The 22,258-nt window shown below is 57.4% G+C and carries 22 protein-coding genes; 9 read left to right on the forward strand and 13 right to left on the reverse strand.

Annotated features, from left to right (window positions below; all coding sequences use genetic code 11):
• Positions 1-112: 112 nt before the first annotated feature.
• The 5 genes from ICA15_RS26080 to ICA15_RS26100 form a co-directional block, all read right to left on the reverse strand.
• Positions 113-1,027 carry a glutamate/aspartate ABC transporter substrate-binding protein gene (locus tag ICA15_RS26080; protein ID WP_042560751.1) on the reverse strand — a complete coding sequence of 305 codons (915 nt, stop codon included), beginning with the start codon at positions 1,025-1,027 and terminating at the stop codon, positions 113-115.
• Between the two features lie 431 nt (positions 1,028-1,458).
• A complete protein-coding gene (gene glpD / locus ICA15_RS26085) occupies positions 1,459-2,994 on the reverse strand; it encodes a glycerol-3-phosphate dehydrogenase (protein WP_210555024.1) in 1,536 nt (511 codons plus the stop codon).
• A 248-nt stretch (positions 2,995-3,242) separates the two neighbouring features.
• Positions 3,243-3,998: a DeoR/GlpR family transcriptional regulator gene (locus ICA15_RS26090; protein ID WP_007916700.1), complete on the reverse strand. Its 756-nt coding sequence runs from the start codon at positions 3,996-3,998 to the stop codon at positions 3,243-3,245.
• Positions 3,999-4,093: 95 nt separating this feature from the next.
• Positions 4,094-5,596, reverse strand: a complete 1,503-nt coding sequence (gene glpK, locus ICA15_RS26095) for a glycerol kinase GlpK (protein WP_042560749.1) — start codon at positions 5,594-5,596, stop codon at positions 4,094-4,096.
• Positions 5,597-5,673: 77 nt separating this feature from the next.
• The gene (locus ICA15_RS26100; protein ID WP_150601738.1) at positions 5,674-6,525 is read right to left on the reverse strand and encodes an MIP/aquaporin family protein; all 852 of its coding nucleotides are present in this window, start codon (positions 6,523-6,525) and stop codon (positions 5,674-5,676) included.
• A gap of 373 nt (positions 6,526-6,898) precedes the next feature.
• Between ICA15_RS26100 and ybaK the strand changes: the two genes are divergently transcribed.
• Both ybaK and ICA15_RS26110 read left to right on the forward strand, forming a co-directional pair.
• The gene (gene ybaK, locus ICA15_RS26105; protein WP_150601737.1) at positions 6,899-7,369 is read left to right on the forward strand and encodes a Cys-tRNA(Pro) deacylase; all 471 of its coding nucleotides are present in this window, start codon (positions 6,899-6,901) and stop codon (positions 7,367-7,369) included.
• A 98-nt stretch (positions 7,370-7,467) separates the two neighbouring features.
• Complete coding sequence (locus ICA15_RS26110; RefSeq protein ID WP_210555025.1) at positions 7,468-8,250, forward strand: PhzF family phenazine biosynthesis protein; 783 nt, start codon at positions 7,468-7,470, stop codon at positions 8,248-8,250.
• A 78-nt stretch (positions 8,251-8,328) separates the two neighbouring features.
• On the opposite strand, the gene ICA15_RS26115 is transcribed toward ICA15_RS26110, so the two are convergent.
• On the reverse strand, positions 8,329-9,438 hold the full coding sequence (locus tag ICA15_RS26115) for an ABC transporter ATP-binding protein (protein ID WP_150601735.1): 1,110 nt from the start codon (positions 9,436-9,438) through the stop codon (positions 8,329-8,331).
• On the reverse strand, positions 9,435-10,355 hold the full coding sequence (gene argF, locus ICA15_RS26120) for an ornithine carbamoyltransferase (RefSeq protein WP_150601734.1): 921 nt from the start codon (positions 10,353-10,355) through the stop codon (positions 9,435-9,437). Before argF ends, ICA15_RS26115 begins: the two co-directional genes overlap by 4 nt.
• Positions 10,356-10,758: 403 nt before the next feature.
• Between argF and ICA15_RS26125 the strand changes: the two genes are divergently transcribed.
• From ICA15_RS26125 to grxD, 3 genes are all read left to right on the forward strand, one after another.
• The gene (locus ICA15_RS26125; protein ID WP_150592781.1) at positions 10,759-11,049 is read left to right on the forward strand and encodes a hypothetical protein; all 291 of its coding nucleotides are present in this window, start codon (positions 10,759-10,761) and stop codon (positions 11,047-11,049) included.
• A 134-nt stretch (positions 11,050-11,183) separates the two neighbouring features.
• Entirely contained in the window at positions 11,184-13,289 is a 2,106-nt protein-coding gene (locus ICA15_RS26130) for a molybdopterin oxidoreductase family protein (protein ID WP_210555026.1), read from the forward strand.
• 97 nt (positions 13,290-13,386) lie between these two features.
• Positions 13,387-13,728 carry a Grx4 family monothiol glutaredoxin gene (gene grxD / locus ICA15_RS26135; RefSeq protein ID WP_042560740.1) on the forward strand — a complete coding sequence of 114 codons (342 nt, stop codon included), beginning with the start codon at positions 13,387-13,389 and terminating at the stop codon, positions 13,726-13,728.
• A gap of 177 nt (positions 13,729-13,905) precedes the next feature.
• On the opposite strand, the gene bfr is transcribed toward grxD, so the two are convergent.
• Positions 13,906-14,379 (reverse strand): bacterioferritin, encoded by a 474-nt coding sequence (gene bfr, locus ICA15_RS26140; protein ID WP_042560739.1) that lies wholly within the window; start codon positions 14,377-14,379, stop codon positions 13,906-13,908.
• Positions 14,380-14,579: 200 nt separating this feature from the next.
• Positions 14,580-14,798 carry a bacterioferritin-associated ferredoxin gene (locus ICA15_RS26145; protein WP_003227725.1) on the reverse strand — a complete coding sequence of 73 codons (219 nt, stop codon included), beginning with the start codon at positions 14,796-14,798 and terminating at the stop codon, positions 14,580-14,582.
• Positions 14,799-15,112: 314 nt separating this feature from the next.
• Here ICA15_RS26145 and ICA15_RS26150 point away from each other — a divergent pair, with 314 nt between their 5' ends.
• Positions 15,113-15,715 (forward strand): peroxiredoxin, encoded by a 603-nt coding sequence (locus tag ICA15_RS26150; protein WP_003227723.1) that lies wholly within the window; start codon positions 15,113-15,115, stop codon positions 15,713-15,715.
• 72 nt (positions 15,716-15,787) lie between these two features.
• Here ICA15_RS26150 and rnt read toward each other — a convergent pair whose 3' ends face one another.
• Both rnt and pyrC read right to left on the reverse strand, forming a co-directional pair.
• A complete protein-coding gene (rnt, locus tag ICA15_RS26155; RefSeq protein ID WP_042560738.1) occupies positions 15,788-16,465 on the reverse strand; it encodes a ribonuclease T in 678 nt (225 codons plus the stop codon).
• Complete coding sequence (gene pyrC / locus ICA15_RS26160) at positions 16,462-17,508, reverse strand: dihydroorotase (protein ID WP_042560737.1); 1,047 nt, start codon at positions 17,506-17,508, stop codon at positions 16,462-16,464. Before pyrC ends, rnt begins: the two co-directional genes overlap by 4 nt.
• A 160-nt stretch (positions 17,509-17,668) precedes the next feature.
• Here pyrC and ICA15_RS26165 point away from each other — a divergent pair, with 160 nt between their 5' ends.
• Positions 17,669-18,577, forward strand: coding sequence for a flagellar protein MotY (locus tag ICA15_RS26165; RefSeq protein WP_210555027.1), 909 nt, complete (start codon positions 17,669-17,671; stop codon positions 18,575-18,577).
• 129 nt (positions 18,578-18,706) lie between these two features.
• On the forward strand, positions 18,707-19,924 hold the full coding sequence (locus tag ICA15_RS26170; RefSeq protein ID WP_150601729.1) for an argininosuccinate synthase: 1,218 nt from the start codon (positions 18,707-18,709) through the stop codon (positions 19,922-19,924).
• 133 nt (positions 19,925-20,057) lie between these two features.
• Here the strand turns inward: ICA15_RS26170 and ICA15_RS26175 are convergent, their stop codons facing one another.
• Positions 20,058-20,774: a hypothetical protein gene (locus ICA15_RS26175; protein WP_210555028.1), complete on the reverse strand. Its 717-nt coding sequence runs from the start codon at positions 20,772-20,774 to the stop codon at positions 20,058-20,060.
• Positions 20,775-21,290: 516 nt separating this feature from the next.
• Here ICA15_RS26175 and ICA15_RS26180 point away from each other — a divergent pair.
• The gene (locus tag ICA15_RS26180; RefSeq protein WP_150616224.1) at positions 21,291-21,917 is read left to right on the forward strand and encodes a response regulator transcription factor; all 627 of its coding nucleotides are present in this window, start codon (positions 21,291-21,293) and stop codon (positions 21,915-21,917) included.
• A gap of 89 nt (positions 21,918-22,006) precedes the next feature.
• Here the strand turns inward: ICA15_RS26180 and ICA15_RS26185 are convergent, their stop codons facing one another.
• Complete coding sequence (locus ICA15_RS26185) at positions 22,007-22,180, reverse strand: PA3496 family putative envelope integrity protein (protein WP_191627662.1); 174 nt, start codon at positions 22,178-22,180, stop codon at positions 22,007-22,009.
• Positions 22,181-22,258: the final 78 nt, after the last annotated feature.

Consider the following 22,258-nt stretch of genomic DNA (forward strand, 5'->3'; position numbering starts at 1 on the left):
ACACGCGATCGGCTCGACAGCCACCGGTTCGAGTGTTTCCAGAATGTGCCAGCAGGGAGTGACAAACTCCTGAAAGGGCCGAGCCCCTTCAGGAGAAAAGGTTAGTCAGAAATCAGGATTTCTTGTCGTCAGCCGCTTTATCGGTCGGATTGGCGATCAGGGCCTTGAGCTCGTCGCTCATCGGGAAGTTCAGGTTCAGGCCTTTTGGTGGGATCGGCGCCATGAACCACTTGTCGTAGATCTTGGTGATCGCGCCCGATGCGTAGGTCGCCTTGATGGCGTCATCCACAGCCTTTTTGAACGGCTCGTCGCCTTTGCGCATCATGCAGCCGTAGATTTCGTAGGACTGTGGAGTACCGGTCACGGCCCAGTCGGTGGCTTTCTTGGCCTTGGCCGCTTCGCCGGCCAGCAGTGCGTCGTCCATCATGAACGCAACGGCACGACCCGATTCCAGCATCTGGAAGGATTCACCGTGGTCTTTGGCGGAGATGACGTTCATGCCCATCTGCTTGTCGGCATTCATCGCCTTGAGGATGCGCTCGGACGTGGTGCCGGCGGTGGTCACGACGTTCTTGCCTTTGAGGTCGTCGAAATCCTTGTACTTGGAGTCAACCTTGGACAGCAGACGGGTACCGATTTCGAAGATGCCGACGGAGAAGTCAACCTGCTGCTGACGCTCGACGTTGTTGGTGGTGGAGCCGCACTCGACGTCCACGGTGCCGTTCTGCACCAGCGGAATACGGGTTTGCGAGGTCACCAGGTTGTATTTGACCTGCAGGTTTGGAAGGTCGAGGTCTTTCTTGATCGCTTCGACGATGGCCAGCTGGATATCGTGCGAGTAGCCGACCGGTTTGCCGGAGGCATCAGCGATGTAGGAAAACGGGATGGAGGCATCGCGGTGGCCCAGGGTGATGACACCGGACTCTTTGATCTTCTTCAGGGTGCCGGTGAGTTCGGCTGCGAAAACTGGCGTGCTGATCAGAGCGGCAGCAATGGCTGCGCCCAGGATATGGGGAACGATGCGCATCAAATTTTCCTCGACATTGTTTTTTTTATGGAGCCAGTTTGTCGGCCCTTTTGTGCTTCGAATGCCTGACGGCTCCTGAAGTGTTGGCACAACAGGCATTCGTCGAGAGAGTGTAGAGCATGAGTCGTGCCATACCAGTCGCGAATGCCTAACTATATGATTTATAAAGCTATTAAACTTTTGTGGCGAATTTTTGTGGTGTGGCTGATCCGGTTAACCGAATTGACTAACAGGTCGCGTTCGGAAATCCGAACGCATTCCTGTAGGAGTGAGCCTGCTCGCGATAGCGTCAGACCAGGCAACTTATTTGTGACGGATGTATTGCGATCGCGAGCAGGCTCACTCCTACAGGGGATAGTGTCTTCCCGATATACGAAAAAGCCCCTGAATCTCACAATCCAGGGGCTTTCGTTCAAACGCTGATCAGATGATCAAGCCGCTTCAATCTTGCGATTCTGCTCAACCTTGCCCAAGTAAGCCGCCAGTTTCTCCTGCTCGGCGGGTGTGGTGAACAACCCCAGCTTGCTGCGGCGCCACAAAATGTCGTGCGCCGTCGTTGCCCATTCCTCGCTGCACAGGTAATCCACTTCGCGGGTGTAGAGCCCGCCACCAATGTGCTCACCCATGTCGGCGAGGGTTTCGACGCCTTCGAGCATGCGCCAGGTGCGGCTGCCGTAGGTGGTGGACCAGCGGCGGGCGATCTCGGTTGGCACGAAGTCGAACTTGTCGCGGATCAACGCGCTCAAGGCCTGCGGGGTGGTCATGTCTTCGCCGCCGGGCAGGGTGGCCGAAGCCGTCCAACTCGGGCGCATCTGGGTGAAGTACGGCATCAACTGCGCCATCGCCGACTCGGCGAGTTTGCGGTAGGTGGTCAACTTGCCGCCGAATACTGACAACAGCGGTGCTTCTTCACCGCCACCCGACAACGCTAAGGTGTAATCGCGGGTCACGGCCGACGGGTTATCGGATTCGTCGTTGCACAGCGGACGCACACCCGAGTAGCTGTGCTGGATGTCGTCGCGGCTGACTTGCTTCTTGAAGTGAGCGTTGACCACTTTCAGCAGGTAATCGGTTTCGCCGTCGGTGATCGCCACTTTGGCTGGATCGCCGGTGTACTCGCGGTCGGTGGTGCCGATCAAGGTGAAGTGGTTCAGGTACGGAATAGTGAAAACGATGCGCTGATCTTCGTTTTGCAGAATGTGCGCATGTTCGCCTTCATAGAGCTTCGGCACGATGACGTGGCTGCCCTGAATCAGACGGATGCCGTATGGCGATTCCATCTTCAGGTCGTCGCGAATGAACTTGGCAACCCACGGACCCGCGGCGTTTACCAGTGCTTTGGCGGTGATCGAGAACAGGCTGCCGTCGGCACGCTCAAGATTCAGATGCCACAAGCCTTTGGCGCGGCGGGCGCTGACGCAGCGAGTCTGGGTGTGCACATGGGCGCCTTTTTCCCGTGCAGCCATGGCGTTCAAGACCACGAGGCGGGCGTCGTCGACCCAGCAGTCGGAGTATTCGAAGCCTTTGGTGATTTCGCTTTTCAGTGCGCTGTCGGCGCCGAACTTGAGACTGCGCGAACCTGCGAGTTTTTCGCGCTTGCCGAGGTTGTCGTAAAGGAACAGACCGGCACGAATCATCCACGCTGGACGCAGGTGCGGACGGTGGGGCAGCACGAAGCGCATCGGCTTGACGATGTGCGGTGCCTTGGCAAGCAACACTTCACGTTCAGCCAGCGCTTCACGCACCAGGCGGAACTCGTAATGTTCGAGATAGCGCAGACCACCGTGGATCAGCTTGCTGCTGGCCGACGAGGTGTGGCTGGCGAGGTCATCCTTTTCGCAAAGGAACACCGAGAGACCGCGACCGGCGGCATCCGCTGCGATCCCCACCCCATTGATCCCGCCACCGATGACGGCGATATCGTAGATCTCGGAGATAGGGGGCGTACGCAAGGTAGATGTGGACATCGGCTGGCCTCGGGCTCTTGTGATTTTCTATATTTGAATTCGAACATTAATGTTCATTTGCGAAAATGGTAGCCCATAAACACGCGCACAGCCAGTCGCATTCGATTGAAAAAACTCATCGAAGGGCTGGGAAAGGAAAATTTTCGAACATTAAAAGCAAAAGATCGCAGCCTTCGGCAGCTCCTACAGGGTTAAGTGAACCCATGTAGGAGCTGCCGAAGGCTGCGATCTTTTGATCTTTGGGGGGGTTAAACCACTTCCAGCCGAATCTTGTGCTGGCTCAACAACTGCGCCAATGCCGGCACCGGTTGCTGGTCGGTCACCAGGCAATCAATCAGGCTGATCGGCCCGAGCCGGATCATCGCGTTACGTCCGAACTTGCTCGAGTCCGCCGCCAGAATCACCTGGCGTGCATTGGCGATGATCGCCTGCGAAACCCGGACTTCCTGATAATCGAAGTCGAGCAGACTGCCGTCCTCGTCGATACCACTGATCCCGACCAGCGCAAAATCAACCTTGAACTGATTGATGAAATCCACACTCGCCTGACCCACCACACCGCCATCGCGACGGACATTGCCACCGGTCAGCAGCACATCGAAATCATCCTTGGCACTGAGCATCGACGCCACGTGCAGGTTGTTGGTGATGATTTTCAGGTGGTTGTGATTGAGCAGGGCGCGGGCAATCGACTCGGTGGTCGTGCCGATGTTGATAAACAGCGAGGCATGATCGGGAATCTGTGCGGCGATGGCTTCACCGATGCGTTGTTTTTCATCGCGCATCTGATCGGCGCGCATCGCATAGGCAGTGTTTTCGACGCTGGAATCATAGGCAGCGCCGCCGTGATAACGACGCAGCAGATTGGCTTCCGCAAGCTGATTGATATCGCGGCGGATGGTTTGCGGGGTAACAACGAACAGCGTGGCCATTTCCTCGATGCTCACATAGCCGCGTTCGCGGACCAGCTCGAGGATTTGCTGCTGACGGGGAGGCAGATTCATGGGGCTTCCTTTGGGCTGCCGTGCAAAATTTGCCCATGATGCCGCAGGAATCTCCTCCCGACCAGTTTCCAGCTTTAGTCAGTCCTCAGACTGGCTTATTCAGCGTCCTCGCGCGCCCAGTCACGGGTGCGGCTGACGGCTTTTTTCCAGCCTTTGTACAGCTTCTCTTTTTCTACTTCGTCCAGGCTCGGTTCAAACTCACGCTCGATCACCGCTTTGCCACGCAGTTCATCCAGGCTGCCCCAGAAGCCGCACGCCAGACCTGCCAGATACGCAGCGCCCAGTGCCGTGGTTTCGCGCATTTGCGGGCGCTCGACCTGCGTGCCGAGGATGTCGGCCTGGAACTGCATGAGGAAGTTGTTCGCCACCGCGCCGCCGTCTACGCGCAGGGCTTTGAGGCGTTCGCCGGAGTCCTGTTGCATGGCGTCGAGGACGTCTCGAGTCTGGTAGGCGATCGATTCCAGCGCGGCGCGGATGATGTGATCCACGCGCACGCCGCGAGTCAGGCCGAACAGCGCGCCACGGGCATACGGGTCCCAGTACGGAGCGCCGAGACCGGTAAAGGCCGGCACCAGGTACACGCCGTTGCTGTCCTTGACCTTGTTGGCGAAGTATTCGGTGTCGTGAGCGTCGTTGATGATTTTCAGCTCATCGCGCAGCCATTGCACGGTCGAACCGCCGTTGAATACCGCACCTTCCAGCGCATAAGCGACTTCGCCACGCGGGCCGCAAGCGATGGTGGTGAGCATGCCATGCTTGGATTTCACCGCTTTGTCGCCGGTGTTCATCAGCAGGAAGCAGCCAGTGCCGTAGGTGTTTTTCGCCTGGCCCGGCTCGACGCACATCTGGCCGAACAACGCCGCTTGCTGGTCGCCAGCGATACCGCCGATGGCAATGCCGCTTTTGGTGCGGCCATAGATTTCAGAGGAAGCTTTCACTTCCGGGAGCATTTCGCGCGGGATGTCGAGGATCTCCAGCATCTTCGCGTCCCACTCAAGCGAGTGAATGTTGAAGAGCATGGTGCGCGAGGCGTTGGTGTAGTCGGTGACGTGCACCTTGCCGCCAGTGAATTTCCAGATCAGCCAGCTATCGATGGTGCCGAACAGCAATTCGCCGTTGCGCGCACGCTCGCGGCTGCCTTCGACGTTGTCGAGGATCCACTTCAATTTGGTGCCAGAGAAGTACGGGTCGGTGACCAGACCTGTGGTGTCACGGATGTACTCTTCGTGGCCATCGCGCTTGAGCTGCTGGCAGATCTCGGTGCTGCGGCGGCACTGCCAGACGATGGCATTGTAGACCGGACGGCCGGTGGTCTTGTCCCAGACCACCGTGGTTTCACGCTGGTTGGTGATACCGATGGCGGCGACCTGATCGTGATGCAGACCGGCCTGGGCCAGCGCTTCGACCATCACTGCGCTCTGGGTGGCGAAAATTTCCATCGGGTCGTGTTCGACCCAACCGGCTTGCGGGTAATGCTGGGCGAATTCGCGCTGCGCGGTGCAGACCACGTTCGCATCGCGGTCGAAAATGATCGCGCGGGAGCTGGTCGTACCCTGATCGAGGGCAATGATGTAGTTCTTATTCTGAATGTCGGTCATGTCGATTGCCTTGGACGAAATAAGGGAGAGTGGGCCGTGGCGCAGGTTCTATAGGGCAGGAACCTGCGCCGACTGTTTCAAGAAGTTCTTGGTTTGCCGTCAATGGCCGGTTCTGCATCCTTTGTAGCAGGTGTGGCGCCGGTCAGGTGACGGGCGATGAGCCCGCGATACCCGGCAGCGCCGAGGCAGGCACCGACAATCGGTGCAAAAATCGGAATCAGGAAATACGGAATGTCACGGCCGCCAGTGAAGGAAATTTCACCCCAGCCTGTGAAGAAAGTCATCAGTTTCGGACCAAAATCACGCGCCGGGTTCATCGCAAAACCGGTCAGCGGGCCCATCGAACTGCCGATCACCGCAATCAGCAAACCGATCAGCAGCGGTGCCATCGGGCCTTTCGGCAAGCCGTTGTTGTCATCGGTCAGGGCCATGATCACGCCCATCAGGATCGCGGTAATGATCATCTCGACCAGGAACGCTTGGGCGGTGGACAGTACCGGGTTCGGGAATGTGGAGAACACCGACGCCAACTCAAGGCTGGCGGCCGAGCCACGAACCATTTGATGGGTTTGTTCGAAATCGAAGAACAGGTTGCTGTACAGCGTGTAAACCAACAGCGCACCGCAGAAGGCGCCGGCAATTTGCGAGAGGATGTAGAACGGCAGTTTGCGCTTTTCGAAGTCGGCGAAGATTGTCAGGGCGATGCTGACGGCCGGGTTCAGGTGCGCGCCGGAAACACCTGCAGTGAGGTAGATCGCCATGCTCACGCCGACGCCCCAGATGATGCTGATTTCCCACAGGCCGAAGCTGGCGCCCGCGACTTTGAGCGCGGCGACACAACCGGTGCCGAAGAAGATCAGGAGGGCAGTACCCAGGAACTCGGCCATGCATTGGCCTGAGAGCGATGGTTGCTGTAAAGCAGTTGTCATTGAAAACCTCGATTTTTGTTGTTGTCTGGCGCGTTGCCGACAGGGCAAGGCGCGATTTTCCCCGAGGCAGGATCCCCATCCTGTTCCCGGTTACTGCTGGGTGCTGCGATGACCGCAATTCTTACATTATTCAGATTCGAAAAAATATAGACAAGAAACAAACCTGTCAAAGGTCGAAAGTGAACTGTCGGTCACAATGTAACTATTCGCGTTGTGAATGATCCTTCTGCATCGGCGCAGAGCGACGAGTTCGAAAAGCCTGCAAGCCACGGGAAACGTGGCTTGGAATAGAGCCTTTGCGCTGTGAAAGCCTGGAGTGATCGCCTAGAATCCGGGGCAGCATTTTCCTGTCACTGCCGAGCCTGGAGTTGCCATGACCCCTGCGTTGGACTTGTTGAAAAAAGTTCGTGCCGAACATCGCGTGCACAGTTACGAACATGACCCGAAGGCCGCGTCCTATGGGCTGGAGGCCGCAGAGAAGCTTGGCCTCGAGCCCGCGCAGGTGTTCAAGACGTTGCTGGCGGCCAGTGAAAAAGGCGAATTGCTGGTGGCGGTGGTGCCGGTCGTCGGAAGCCTCGACCTCAAGGGCTTGGCCCATGCCGCTGGCGTGAAAAAAGTCGAGATGGCAGACCCGGCCGCGGCTCAGCGTTCCACAGGGTATTTGTTGGGTGGTATCAGCCCTTTGGGGCAGAAAAAGCGCCTGCGCACCTTTATTGATCATTCAGCTCAGGGTTTTGCGTCTATTTATGTCAGCGCCGGTCGGCGAGGGCTGGAAGTCGAGTTGGCGCCTGCAGTACTTGCCGAACACACCCAGGCGAAATTTGCCGATATTGGCCGCGCGTGACATTCACTCGCGCTGTATGAAGAAAATTCGCCGGATCTGTCACTGGCGCTGATTTCAGCCTGGTTGCATGCTCTTTCAACTGACTTAGGGAGAAGGTTATGCAGCTCGAGTTTCATCAGGTTGACGCGTTCAGTGATCGGCCGTTCAGTGGCAATCCGGCAATGGTTTATCGGCTCGATGCGTGGCTCGCCGATGAGCTGATGCAGAAAATCGCTGCCGAACACAATCTTGCGGAAACTGCGTTTCTGGTGCGCGAAGGTCAGGTCTGGCATATCCGCTGGTTCACTCCGACCACCGAGGTGCCGTTATGCGGTCACGCGACGCTAGCCAGCGCTTACGTGCTGTTCGAGATCTACAAGGAAGAAGCCGAACGTATCGACTTCACTTGCAAGTCCGGGCCGCTGAGCGTCAGTCGTCAGGATGGCCGCTTATGGCTGGATTTCCCGTCGATTGTGCCGTCAGAGATTGGTGTGACGCTGGATGTCGAGCGTGCGCTGGGTGTCGAGGCGGTGGATGTGCTGGGCTCCAACGAACTGTTCGTGGTCCTGGAATCGGAGCAGGCGGTGCTCGATTGCACGCCGGACATGGTCGCGTTGGCCAAACTGCCGTGGCTGGGCGCTATCGTCACCGCACGCGGCAACCAGCACGATTTCGTCTCGCGTTATTTCGCCCCGGCGATAGGTATCAATGAGGACCCGGTGACCGGTTCGACTCATTGCAGCCTGATCCCTTACTGGTCGAAGCGTCTGGGCAAATCGAGCCTGACCGCTTGCCAGCGCTCGGCGCGGGGCGGGGAGTTGTTTTGTCGGCAGGAAGGCGAGCGAGTGAAGATTGGCGGCAATGCGACGCTGGTTGCCAGCGGCACCTTGATCCTCGGTTAAAAGCTAAAAGATCGCAGCCTTCGGCAGCTCCTACACTGATCCCTGTAGGAGCTGCCGAAGGCTGCGATCTTTTGATCTTCAGAGAGCAGTGCTGTAGCGCCGAACGCCGTTTTCCACCGCTGGAATCTGCGCGACCGTGCTGCCCGAGGCCTGGAACAGCACCAGGTGTTCGGCCGCAACGCGAATGCCTACCTCAGCACCGACATGATGATCGGCGTGGCTCGGGAAAATCGACTCAAGTTGTGCACCGGTCGGCAGTTGCAGGCGATACAGCGTCGATGCGCCTTGAAATGTCTTGCCGACAATCTGCGCCTTCAGCGCGCTATCCGGCGCATACACGATGTCATCCGGACGCAGTAACACATCCACCGCGCCGCCAATCGGCCAGGTATAAGCCCGATTACCGCGCAGTTCGCCGAGTTCGGTTTGCACCGATTCCGGGCTGGCGAGCTGGCCGCGAATGAAGTAGCCCTGACCGATAAAACTGGCTACAAACTGGGTGGCCGGTTCGTGGTACAGGTTGTACGGCGTGTCCCATTGCTCCAGTCGACCTTCCTTGAAAACGCCGACGTGATCGCTCACGGCAAAGGCTTCTTCCTGGTCGTGGGTCACCAGAATCGCGCTGGTGCCACGGGCCTTGAGGATGTCGCGCACTTCGTGGCTGAGCTTGCGCCGCAGCTCGCCATCGAGGTTGGAGAAGGGTTCGTCCAGCAGCAGCAATTGCGGTTCTGGCGCCAAGGCACGGGCGAGGGCGACGCGCTGTTGCTGGCCGCCGGACAGCTCGTGCGGGAAGCGCTTGCCGAGGTTCTTCAGGTTGACCAGTTCCAGCAACTCTTCGGTTACGCGCGCCTTGTTCGGGTGCTTGCGAATGCCGAAGGCAATGTTGTCCGCGACACTCAGGTGCGGAAACAGTGCGTAGTCCTGAAACACCATGCCGATCCGGCGTTTCTCCGGCGCCAGGGTGAAACCGGCGCTGGAAATAGTCTCGCCGCCCAAGGTGATTTCGCCTTCGTGCACCGGTTCGAAACCGGCAATCGCGCGCAGGGTGGTGGTCTTGCCGCAGCCGGACGAGCCGAGCAGGCAACCGATGTCACCGGCGTTGAGGTGCAGATTGAGGTTCTGCACCACACGTTGGTCCTGATAGCCGCAAGCGAGGTTGCGCAGGTTCAGCAGTAATTCATGGCTCATGCGTGGTGATATGCCGGTTCGACGAGGAACTCGAGCAGGGCCTTCTGTGCGTGGAGACGGTTTTCTGCCTGATCCCAAGCGACGGAGCGCGGGTCATCCAGCAGGTCGAGACTGATTTCTTCGCCACGGTGCGCGGGCAGGCAATGCAGGAACAGCACGTCCTCGGCCGCGAGGTCGAGCAGGGCACGGTTGACCTGGAACGGTGCGAACAGCTTGAGGCGTTTGGCGGTTTCCTCTTCCTGGCCCATCGAGGTCCAGACGTCGGTGCTCACCAGGTGTGCGCCGCGCACGGCATCCTTTGGATCGCGGACGATGGTCACGCGATCGCCGGCCTTGGCGACGAATTCCGGGTTGGGCTCGTAGCCTTCCGGGCAGGCGATGCGCAACTGGAAGTCGAACTGGATCGCCGCTTCTATATAGCTGTTGCACATGTTGTTGCCGTCGCCGATCCAGGCCACGGTCTTGCCCTGGATCGAGCCACGATGCTCAAGAAAAGTCTGCATGTCGGCCAGCAACTGGCACGGGTGCAGGTCATCGGACAGGCCGTTGATCACCGGTACGCGCGAGTTGGCGGCAAATTCGGTGAGAGTGCTGTGGGCGAAAGTACGGATCATCACCGCATCAAGCATGCTCGACATGACGATGGCGCAGTCGCCGATCGGCTCGCCACGGCCCAGTTGCGTGTCGCGCGGCGAAAGAAAGATCGCCTGGCCGCCGAGCTGGATCATGCCGGCCTCGAACGAGATCCGGGTGCGGGTCGAGGATTTCTCGAAGATCATCCCCAGCACGCGGTTTTTCAGAGGCTCGAACAGTACGCCGCGGTTACGCAGGTCCTTGAGCTCAACGCCTCGACGGATCACGCTGACCAGCTCTTCGGGCGTGCAATCCATCAGGGAGAGAAAGTGCCTTGCGCTCATCATTGACTACCTTTTGCTACAAACCGCAGATGCTCAAAGCCTTGTTTATCGGAACAACGGGCGAGACCTGCGGCGTAAGCCGCACAGGGCGACGAAATAGGGGAAGGCGCGATATTGACATTAAATGTCGCGTTTTTCCAATAGGCTACGGTTTTTGCGGGATTCGGAGGGCGGACGGCAAGTTGCAGTCGCGCATTTGAAGCCGGGTTCAGGACAGCAGCGAACCTCTTTGTACACTGGCCTTACCGGGCTTGGCAATCAGGCGTGGCGGGTATGGCGCCACGCTGGTCGCTTTAATATCGGGTGATCGCGCAATCGCTTGGTCGGATGTTCGCGTGGAAACATTTGCTAAAGCAAAGTGCTGAGTTATAAATAGCCTTCGAGCGACGCAGGAAGCCTCCGCATGGAATCGAAAGAACAACTGTTAATGGATTTGCTGGGCCACACGGCTCGCTCCTTGACCCATCTCACCGCTTCAATGACCTCGATGTCCTTCGAACTGCTGCGCAGCGAGGACGAAGTGGTCAAGGCCGCCAGCCGTCAAATGATTGATCGCATGGCGACCATCAGTGCCGGGCTCGATGAGCATTGGCGCCTGATCGGCGAACTCACCGGCGTGCACATCGCCCACGAGCAGATCGAAACCATTCAGGAAATCCAGTTGGCGCCGCCACCCTCTCTGCCGATCAATTGATCGCGTCGGGCTATCGGCTCGCCTGATGGCCGCCGATTCACAAGACGAACGTCGCTGGCGCCGTGTCGGCACACGGGCCATAGTTTTGTTCCCGCAGGCGTTGTTGCCTGCCCAGAACAAAACAGAGACTGGCCATGACCAAGACTCTCCATCACCGTGCCTGCCACCTGTGTGAAGCCATTTGCGGCTTGACCATCGAAACCACCGAAACCGATGGCGCTGTCGCGATTACCTCGATCAAAGGCGATGCCCTCGACACCTTCAGCCGTGGGCACATCTGCCCCAAGGCCGTGGCCCTGCAAGACATTCAGAACGATCCTGATCGGCTGCGCCAGCCAATGCGCCGTGTCGGTAGCGAATGGCTGCCGATCGAGTGGGACGAGGCATTTGCATTGGTGGCCGAGCGCCTGGCAGCGATCCAGGAGCGGCATGGGCAGAATTCAGTGGCTGTGTACCAAGGCAACCCGAGCGTGCACAACTATGGGCTGATGACCCACAGCAATTACTTCCTCGGACTGTTGAAAACCCGTAACCGCTATTCCGCGACATCGGTCGATCAACTGCCCCATCACCTCAGCAGTTACCTGATGTACGGCCACGGCTTGCTGCTGCCGATCCCCGACATCGATCACACCGATTTCATGCTGATCCTGGGCGGCAATCCTCTCGCCTCGAACGGCAGCATCATGACGGTGCCCGACGTCGAAAAACGCCTTAAGGCGATTCAGGCACGTGGTGGCAAAGTGGTGGTGGTCGATCCGCGACGCAGTGAAACGGCGGCAATCGCCGATCAACATATGTTCGTGCGTCCCGGGGGCGATGCTGCGTTGTTGTTTGGTTTGCTCAACACGTTGTTTAGCGAGGGATTGACCAGCGACAGTCATTTGCCGGTGGATGGCCTGGACGAAGTGCGCGCGGCCGTTTCGACGTTCACCGCCGAAGCCATGAGCCCGTTGTGCGCGGTGCCCGCCGAGCAAATCCGCCAATTGGCCCGCGACTTCGCCGCCGCACCGAGTGCGGTGTGTTATGGGCGGATGGGCGTTTCCACTCAGGCGTTCGGCACGTTGTGCCACTGGGTGGTGCAGTTGATCAATCTGGTCACTGGCAATCTGGATCGCGTTGGCGGGGCGCTGTGCACAGAGCCCGCAGTGGATCTGGTGGCGTCGACCTCGGGCGGGCATTTCAACAAATGGCAAAGCCGTGTTTCCGGGCGCCCTGAATACGGCGGCGAACTGCCGGTGTCGGCGCTGGCTGAAGAGATGCTCACCGAAGGTGAAGGACAGATCCGTGCGCTGATCACCGTGGCCGGCAATCCTGTGCTGTCGACGCCCAATGGTCGACAACTCGAACAAGCGCTGGACGGTCTGGAGTTCATGGTCAGCATCGACCTGTACATCAACGAAACCACACGTTATGCCGACCTGATTCTGCCGTCGACTTCGGCGCTGGAGAACGATCACTACGACACCACGTTCAACCTGTTCGCGGTGCGCAACGTCACCCGTTTCAATCGCGCGATCCTCGCCAAGCCCGAGGGCGCGCTGCATGACTGGGAAATCTTTGTCGGTCTGGCCAAGGCCTTCGCCGAGAAAACCGGCAAGGAATTGAAGCCGACCATGCCGCCGGCGAAGATGATCGACATGGGCCTGCGCATGGGCATGTACGGCGATGCCGCCGAGCAAAAACTGTCGCTGGCGACGCTGTTTGACCATCCCCATGGAATAGATCTGGGCGCGTTGAAGCCTAATCTGGCCGCGCGCCTGAAAACGCCGAGTCAACGCGTACAGGCTGCGCCGCCAGAGATCCTCGCTGACCTGGCGCGGTTCGCCGCCTTGCAGGCGCCGGCCGCCGATGAGCTTTTGATGATTGGCCGCCGGCATGTGCGCAGCAACAATTCGTGGATGCACAACTATCACCGTCTGGTGAAGGGCAAGCCGCGTCACCAGTTGCTGATGCACCCGGATGACCTCGCCAGCCGCGGGCTAAATGATGGGCAACTTGTGCGGGTGAGTTCGCGGGTCGGGCAGATTGAAGTGGAAGTGCTCGGCAGCCTCGACATGATGAAAGGCGTGGTCAGCCTGCCGCACGGTTGGGGGCATGCGCGTCCGGGCGTGCAGATGGCGATCGCCAGCAGTCAACCGGGGTCGAGCGCCAACGACCTGACCGATGAATGCCAGCTCGACGAGTTGTCCGGGAACGCGGCGCTCAATGGTGTGCCGGTGACCGTGGCGGCGGCTTGAGCATGTCTGTCGGGGAGACCGAGCATGGCGCTCGGGATTCCGTTACAATGCGCCACCGTGCCGACCCGTGAGTCGGAAAGTTCAGCCGAGGTGCTCCATGGATATCATCGAAACGATTAAAGAGCAGATTGCCAACAACACCATTCTGCTTTACATGAAAGGCTCGCCGAATGCCCCACAATGTGGCTTTTCCGCGAAAGCTGCGCAGGCTGTGATGGCGTGTGGTGAAAAGTTTGCGTACGTGGACATCCTGCAGAACCCGGAAATCCGCGCCAACCTGCCAAAGTACGCCAACTGGCCGACTTTCCCGCAACTGTGGGTCGGCGGTGAGCTGGTCGGCGGTAGCGATATCATGACGGAGATGTCGGCAGACGGTTCGCTGCAAAGCACCATCAAGGCTGCTGTCGAAGCCGCTGCTGCGAACAAGTCCGAAGCCTGACCGGCTTGTAGGGAAGCAAGCTTTTTTGCTTCCCCGCAGGTTCATTCGACGACGCTTCCCCTGTAGGAACTGTCGAGTGAAACGAGGCTGCGATCTTTTGATCTTCAGCCAATAAAAAGCCCCGCACCTCGAAAGAGGGCGGGGCTTTTTAATGTCTTGAATCTGGCGAGTGTTAGATCACTCTTCGCCCATCTGCGACTGCAGATAATTCTCAAGACCGACTTTACCGATCAGGCCCAGTTGGGTTTCCAGCCAGTCGATATGTTCTTCTTCGGATTCGAGGATATCTTCGAGCAGTTCACGGCTGCCAAAGTCGCCAACGGTTTCGCAATGGGCGATCGCGGCTTTCAGGTCAGCGTGGCCGGTCTTCTCGATACGCAGGTCGCACTCCAGCATTTCCTGGGTGTGCTCGCCGATGTGCAGCTTGCCCAGGTCTTGCACGTTTGGCAGACCTTCGAGGAACAGGATGCGCTTGATCAGCTTGTCCGCGTGCTTCATCTCGTCGATGGATTCTTTGTACTCGTGCTTGCCCAGCTTGTTCAGGCCCCAATCTTCATACATGCGCGCATGCAGAAAGTATTGATTGATCGCGACCAGCTCATTGGCAAGGATCTTGTTGAGATGCTGGATGACTGTAATGTCGCCTTTCATGATCGGAGTCCTGCCCTGTAATAGCTGTATATAAGGCGGAGTTTGAGCTTCGTATTTATAAGTGTCAAACCTAAGTTATTGAATAATATATGAAAATTAATCGGAATAAGAATGTTTGTGTTCCGCGTCTGGAGCCTAAGCGCTTGATTTACAGGCATAAAAAAACCGGACATAAGTCCGGTTCTTTGAAATAGGGGTAATTACGCAGCAGTAAATTCTACCGGATAAGGAATCGCGGCCTGGGCGGTTTGCAGCTTGGTCAGGGTTTCGCGAACCACTTCCTTGGCAAGGCAGGCACATTTGCCGCACTGGCTGGCGACGCCGGTGGCCTGGCGGACTTCTTTATAGCTGCAGCAACCTTCATAGATCGCTTCGCGGATCTGTCCGTCGGTGACGCCAGTGCAGAGACAAACATACATAAGTGAGAACCGTCGCTGGTTGTGACTCAATTGCGATGGATCTTAATAATAACGAGAATGATTGTCAAAGTGCTTTGCGAGGCCTTTTCACCAGATTGGCGCGTGACTGACGAACGGTGATTACTGGCGATCTGCCTGGCCCCGTAAATGCAGCCTTGTGATCGGCAAACTGCAAAAAACCGTTAAGGACAGGTCAAAAACGCAGTGTATGATGGTCGGCCCTTGCGAAGGGGGTTCGTGTCACAGGGCTGTCGCCTGAGGGTGGCAGGCTGGCCCGGACCCTGAACTTCAAGTTTCTACACCAGGAGATATCAATGAGCGTACTCGTAGGCAAACAAGCCCCAGACTTCACCGTCCCGGCCGTACTCGGCAATGGCGAGATCGTTGACAGCTTCACCCTGTCCTCGGCCATCAAAGGCAAATACGGCCTGGTGTTCTTCTACCCACTGGACTTCACCTTCGTCTGCCCGTCCGAGCTGATCGCTCTGGACAACCGCATGGCTGACTTCAAGGCACGCAACGTTGAAGTGATCGCTGTGTCGATCGACTCGCACTTCACCCACAACGCCTGGCGCAACACCCCAGTGAACAATGGCGGCATCGGCCAGGTGAAATACACCATGGCTGCCGACATGAAGCACGACATCGCCAAGGCTTACGACGTTGAATCCGAAGGCGGCGTGGCTTTCCGTGGCGCATTCCTGATCGACGACAAAGGCGTTGTCCGCTCGCAGATCATCAACGACCTGCCACTGGGCCGTAACATGGAAGAGCTGATCCGTCTGGTCGACGCTCTGCAATTCCACGAAGAGCACGGCGAAGTCTGCCCTGCCAACTGGAAAAAAGGCGACAAAGGCATGAACGCTTCGCCAGAAGGCGTTGCTGCTTACCTGACCGAGAACGCTGCTGCCCTGTAAGGCGCAACGTTTGAGGTACAAAAAAACCGGCCCAAGTGGCCGGTTTTTTTATGAGCGGTAGATCGACGAGGATCAGTCGTTGAAGTCTTCCCAGCCGCCCATCTGTTTCCAGCGATTGACGATGCCGCAGAACAGCTCAGCGGTTTTCTCGGTGTCGTAACGCGCGGAGTGCGCCTCACGACCGTCGAAATCGATGTCGGCCGCCTGACAGGCTTTCGCCAGTACGGTTTGGCCGTAAGCCAGACCGGCCAGCGTCGCCGTGTCGAAACTGGAGAACGGGTGGAACGGATTACGCTTCATGTCCAGTCGCGCAACGGCGGCATTGAGGAAGCCAAGATCGAAGCTGCTGTTGTGGCCGACCAGAATCGCGCGCTTGCAGCCGTTGGCTTTCAGCGCCTTGCGGATGCCACGGAAGATGTCAGTCAGTGCCGTCTCTTCGCTGACAGCCATGCGCAGCGGGTGGTCCAGCTTGATCCCGGTGAACTCCAGTGCCGCCGCTTCAATGTTGGCGCCTTCGAACGGCTCGACACGGAAGAAGTAGGTGTGATCCGGATAAACGAAACCCTTTTCATCCATGGCGATGGTGGTCGCGGCAATCTCCAGCAACGCATCGGTGGCCGAATTGAAGCCACCGGTTTCTACGTCGACGACAACCGGCAGGTAGCCGCGAAAGCGTGCTGCCATTGGGTGACGGGAACCGCCTCCGCCACTTTGACCGTCCAGTTCGTCGTCGAAATGGTCTTCACTCACGCGTGTTCCTCCAGCAGGCGCCAGCGCAGTTTTTCACCGGCGCGCAGCGGGATAACGGTCAGCTCGCCAAATGGCAGGCTGGTTGGGGCGGTCCATTCGTCACGAACCAGGGTGATGCGATCGGTGTTCACCGGCAGGCCATAGAAACGCGGGCCGTTGAGGCTGGCGAACGCTTCGAGCTTGTCCAGCGCATTACGTTGTTCAAACGCTTCGGCATACATCTCGATGGCGGCGTACGCGGTGTAGCAGCCAGCACAGCCGCAAGCGGCTTCCTTGGCGTGCTGGGCGTGCGGCGCCGAGTCGGTGCCGAGGAAGAACTTCGCGCTGCCGCTGGTGGCGGCGTCGAGGAGGGCTTCCTGGTGGGTGTTGCGCTTGAGGATCGGCAGGCAGTAGAAATGCGGCCGAATCCCGCCCACCAGCATGTGGTTGCGGTTGTACAGCAGGTGATGTGCGGTGATGGTCGCGCCAACGTTGGCCGGGGCCTCGTTGACGAACTGCACGGCATCGGCGGTGGTGATGTGTTCGAAAACAACCTTGAGCGTCGGGAAACGCTCGACCACACGACGCATGTGCTCATCGATGAAGATTTTTTCGCGGTCGAACACATCGACATCGCCACGGGTGACTTCGCCGTGAATCAACAACGGCATCCCGACTTCGGCCATGGCCTCGATTGCCGGGAAGATCTTGTCGATGCTGGTGACGCCAGAATCCGAATTGGTGGTGGCGCCGGCCGGGTACAACTTGGCGGCGTGCACGAAACCGCTGGCCTTGGCCTCGCGAATTTCTTCGGGCTGGGTGCGGTCGGTGAGGTACAGCACCATCAACGGCTCAAAGCGACTGCCGGCCGGGCGGGCAGCGAGAATCCGCTGGCGATAGCCGTCGGCTTCAGCGGCGTTGCGCACCGGTGGTACCAGGTTGGGCATGATGATGGCGCGACCAAACGTGCGCGCAACATCGGCAACGGTATTGGTCAACACGGCACCATCGCGAAGATGAATATGCCAGTCGTCGGGACGCAGCAGGGTCAGGCGGTCGGACATGAGGGGATTCCAGGCGGGTCAAACTGAGGCGAATGCTACCGGAAAAGACTCTTGCAGGCACTCGCTATCAAGTTTTGCGGGAACCTTCCGATATCCCGTAGGTATGCCGTAAACGTAGTGTGAATCGGTCTTTGTGTTTCAGAAGCCAATGGAGCCTCCCGTGCGCCAGCGATATTTAGCCTTGCTCAGTGTGTTTGCCAGTTTTCCTGCGATGGCGCTTACGTACCAGACTCGCCTGGAGAACATTGAGTGGACGGTCGCCGGCGACAAGTTCGAGTGCCGTCTGACACAACCGATTACAGATTTCGGCTCGGGTGAGTTCGTGCGCAAGGCCGGTGAACAGGCGATTTTCCGTCTGAATGCCTACAACGCCATGCTCGGCGGCGGTTCGGCGACGTTGCTCGCAGCCGCAGCACCTTGGCAGCCGGGACGCGGCGACATCAATCTGGGCTCTGTAAGACTGGGCAGCGGCAACGTCTTGTTCAACAGTTCGCAGTCTCAGGCCGGTGGCTTGATCAGTGGACTGATGGACGGGCGCAGCCCTGTTGTTCGTCGCGCTTCAAGCGATGGTCGGGTCTCGGAAGTGCGTTTGTTGCCGGTCAGGTTCAGCAAGGCCTTCAACGATTACCAGAGCTGTGTGGCGAAGTTGCTGCCGCAGAATTTCGAACAGGTGAAACAGTCGCAGATCGGCTTCCCCGGCGAAGGCATCGAACTGGATGCAGCCGCCAAGGCCAAGCTGCAAGTGATGCTCGAGTACATGAAGGCTGATCCGACGGTGAACCACATCGAACTTGATGGCCACTCCGACAACAGCGGCAATCGCCTGACCAATCGCGAACTGTCGCGTCGTCGGGCCTTGGCCGTGGTTGATTTCTTCAAGGCCAACGGCATTCAGGAATCGCAGATCACCGTACGTTTCCATGGTGAGCGCTACCCATTGGTTCCTAACACCAATGCGAGCAACCGGGCGAAGAACCGTCGGGTCAACGTGCACCTTGCGCGAGTAGCCCCGGCAACGGCCCCGGCACCCACTGCCAGCACGCCAGCGAACGCTGCGGCAACTTCCTGACCCGCCGGTCATCGTCGCGCGCTCGACACAATCTGTCGCTTTGTCGTCTTAAGCTGTCGCGCCTCTGTAAATTATCGCGTTTGGGCGTTAGACTCCTCGGCTTTCCGTAGAACCCCGTGGAGTGATGGCATGGCGGACGTAAACAAGGTCGTTCTGGCGTATTCCGGCGGCCTGGACACTTCGGTGATCCTCAAGTGGCTGCAGGATACTTATAACTGTGAAGTGGTGACCTTCACCGCTGATCTCGGTCAAGGCGAAGAGGTCGAGCCGGCCCGCGCCAAGGCTCAGGCCATGGGCGTCAAAGAAATCTACATCGACGATCTGCGCGAAGAATTCGTGCGTGACTTCGTGTTCCCGATGTTCCGCGCCAACACCGTTTACGAGGGCGAGTACCTGCTGGGTACTTCCATCGCGCGTCCACTGATCGCCAAGCGCCTGATCGAAATCGCCAACGAAACCGGCGCTGACGCCATTTCCCACGGCGCCACCGGCAAGGGCAACGATCAGGTGCGTTTCGAACTGGGTGCCTACGCGCTCAAGCCAGGCGTGAAAGTGATCGCGCCGTGGCGTGAGTGGGACCTGCTGTCCCGCGAGAAGCTGATGGACTATGCCGAGAAGCACGCGATCCCGATCGAGCGCCACGGCAAAAAGAAATCCCCGTACTCGATGGACGCCAACCTGCTGCACATCTCCTATGAAGGCGGCGTGCTGGAAGACACCTGGACCGAGCACGAAGAGGACATGTGGCGTTGGACCGTCTCCCCGGAGAAGGCTCCCGACACCCCGCAGTACCTGGAACTGACCTACCGTAACGGCGACATCGTCGCGCTGGACGGCGTCGAAATGTCCCCGGCCACCGTGTTGGCGACATTGAACAAGATCGGTGGTGCGCACGGTATCGGCCGTCTCGACATCGTCGAAAACCGTTATGTCGGCATGAAGTCTCGTGGTTGCTACGAAACCCCGGGCGGCACGATCATGCTGCGCGCTCACCGCGCCATTGAGTCGATCACCCTGGATCGCGAAGTCGCTCACTTGAAAGACGAGCTGATGCCCAAGTACGCCAGCCTGATCTACACCGGTTACTGGTGGAGCCCTGAGCGTCTGATGCTGCAACAGATGATCGACGCTTCCCAGACCAGCGTGAATGGTGTGGTTCGCCTGAAGTTGTACAAAGGCAACGTGATCGTGACGGGCCGCAAGTCCGACGATTCGCTGTTCGATGCCAACATCGCCACCTTCGAAGAGGATGGCGGTGCTTACAACCAGGCTGACGCGGCGGGCTTCATCAAGCTCAACGCGCTGCGCATGCGCATTGCTGCCAACAAGGGCCGCAAACTGTTCTGATTTTTCAGACTGACGCGCAATAAAAGGGCGGCCCTGTCTTGGAGACAGGCCGCCCTTTTTTACAGAATTCTTTTGTCCGACGCTTACCTGCAATGTCCCTTGTCTCTATGCCTGCGTGGCAATGCCCCATCTTTCAAGCTCGTCCCAACAGCGTGACCGTCTGTGAACACAGGTTGTAAACAATACAGAGTGTTGTGCCCGAGCCTTTCTTCGCCTGCCTGATCTGCAGTAATGCATTCTTTGTCAGTGAAACGTCCGACATATGACTGGAAAGAAACATGATGACACGGGCGGTTTTTTTGTCGGTGCGTCGGATTTTCTCCAGAATTGTTGCGAGTTCTCTCGACGCATCGATGTCCCGTGCATCGATGATGTGCAGGTTGCTGATAGAGGCGGGTAGCTGAATGTTGTGTTGAATCCTCAGATTCGACTTCGCACTGGTGCCTGGCGGCGGGTCGGATGCATTATGGACTTTGCACGAGTCCCTGCACCCTGCAGCAGCGGCTTCGCTGGGTACGATGTGACTTGATATACCGAATGTGGCGTGTGTATCTGTCTCATGCAGCGACGTGTTTCGTTTGTTCTCGCGGTAATCGCTGTAGATGACTTTTAAAAAATTCTTTTCCTTGCCGAAATCAGAGGGTGAATAAAGCGAGCGATGGTTGAAGTTTAAAGTAATAAAGAAAAGGAATAACAGGTAAAACGGAAAGCTGATTAGGAACCATACATAGATTTCTCGATCTTCGTTGTTAAGAAACGGCAAAGATGCCGCGGCGGACCCTTCCGATATGGCAGCGAATATGGCGATAACCGTCATCGGGTTGGTGATTTTATTTTTTATCTTTAACATATATATGCTCTTGTTCGGGTGTCTTGTTGTTAGTGGGTTGTATGTGTTTGCTTGTGAGTAAGTCGGGTTTATGGTGGTTTCTATTTATAGCAAAAGTGTTTGTTTGAGTATAAATATCTTGTTTCAAGTGTTTATGTTTTCCAAGCCTTGTATGCGGAAGGTGTAGGCAATTGCCGTCATTGCATGATGTTTCTGATCTGCAATATCTTTAGAAACTCATGCGGGTATTCGGCGGCGGCCCCACAGCCGAGCTGTAATGAAAGCGGGTGTTGAGGCTGCTCTTCAGCGAACATCGGTCGCGAACTGTTACAAGTCAAAACCTGAAGTTTTGCAGGCAGGTGAAGAGTTTTTTCGTCGGATGTTTATAGTGAGGTGGGTTTTTTGTAGGAATATTCCTCGATGGCTGTAGGGGATGTCTTTCGATGCAAGTGCATGAGAGACCTGACATGCCATAGAGCAAATGGCTGAGCTATTGTGCGTGTTCTAAAAATTCGAACAGCGAAACTGGACTTGCCCATGAATAAAGTGCTGATCGTGGATGACCACCCCGTCATTCGTCTTGCGGTACGTATGCTGATGGAACGTCATGGCTACGAAGTCATTGCAGAAACGGATAACGGCGTGGATGCATTACAACTGGCTCGCGAACAAATGCCGGATATTGTCATTCTGGATATTGGAATACCGAAACTTGATGGTCTGGAAGTAATTGCACGACTGACCTCGGTCGCAATGCCTACTAAAGTCCTGGTGTTGACTTCTCAGGCGCCGGGCCATTTCTCAATGCGTTGCATGCAGTCGGGGGCGGCGGGTTATGTATGTAAACAGCAAGATTTGACCGAGTTGCTAAGTGCGATAAAAGCTGTTCTATCCGGCTACAGTTATTTTCCCAATCAGGCCTTGCACACCGTACGTACCAGCCTGGGCAATGCCAGTGAAGCAGACATGGTGGATCGCCTTTCCGGGCGCGAGATGATGGTGTTGCAACAGTTGGCGCGGGGCAAGACCAACAAGGAAATCGCTGATGGAATGTTTTTGAGTAACAAGACAGTGAGTACCTACAAGACCCGCTTGTTGCTGAAACTCAATGCGCGTTCACTGGTTGATCTGATTGAGCTGGCCCAGCGAAACGGGCTTGTCTGAATACTTCAGTCGCTGACGGGGTCATGGGCCGATCGAATTCAGCTAGGCATTAAAAGCAAAAAGCCTCCGTTTCGGGAGGCTTTCAAATATCAGAGATCAAAGTCGTAATCGGCCAACTTCCTTTGCAGTCGGCGCTCCTCCAGCAGGTTATCGATCGTGCGGCGTTTGCTCAGGTTGGTCTTGGCGACTTCAACCACGGGTTCGGCGTCATCCGTGGGGTCATCATCCACTTCCAGCTCCAGTTCCTCTTTATCAGTACTCATCAGATTAACTCCCACCCTAAGACTGCCGTTGGCGCCCCTTATATCGACATTCCGGCGGCGGGTAAAAAAGATTTTTTC

Origin of the sequence: Pseudomonas sp. P116 (assembly GCF_020149425.1) — a bacterium.
GTDB lineage: Bacteria > Pseudomonadota > Gammaproteobacteria > Pseudomonadales > Pseudomonadaceae > Aquipseudomonas > Aquipseudomonas anatoliensis.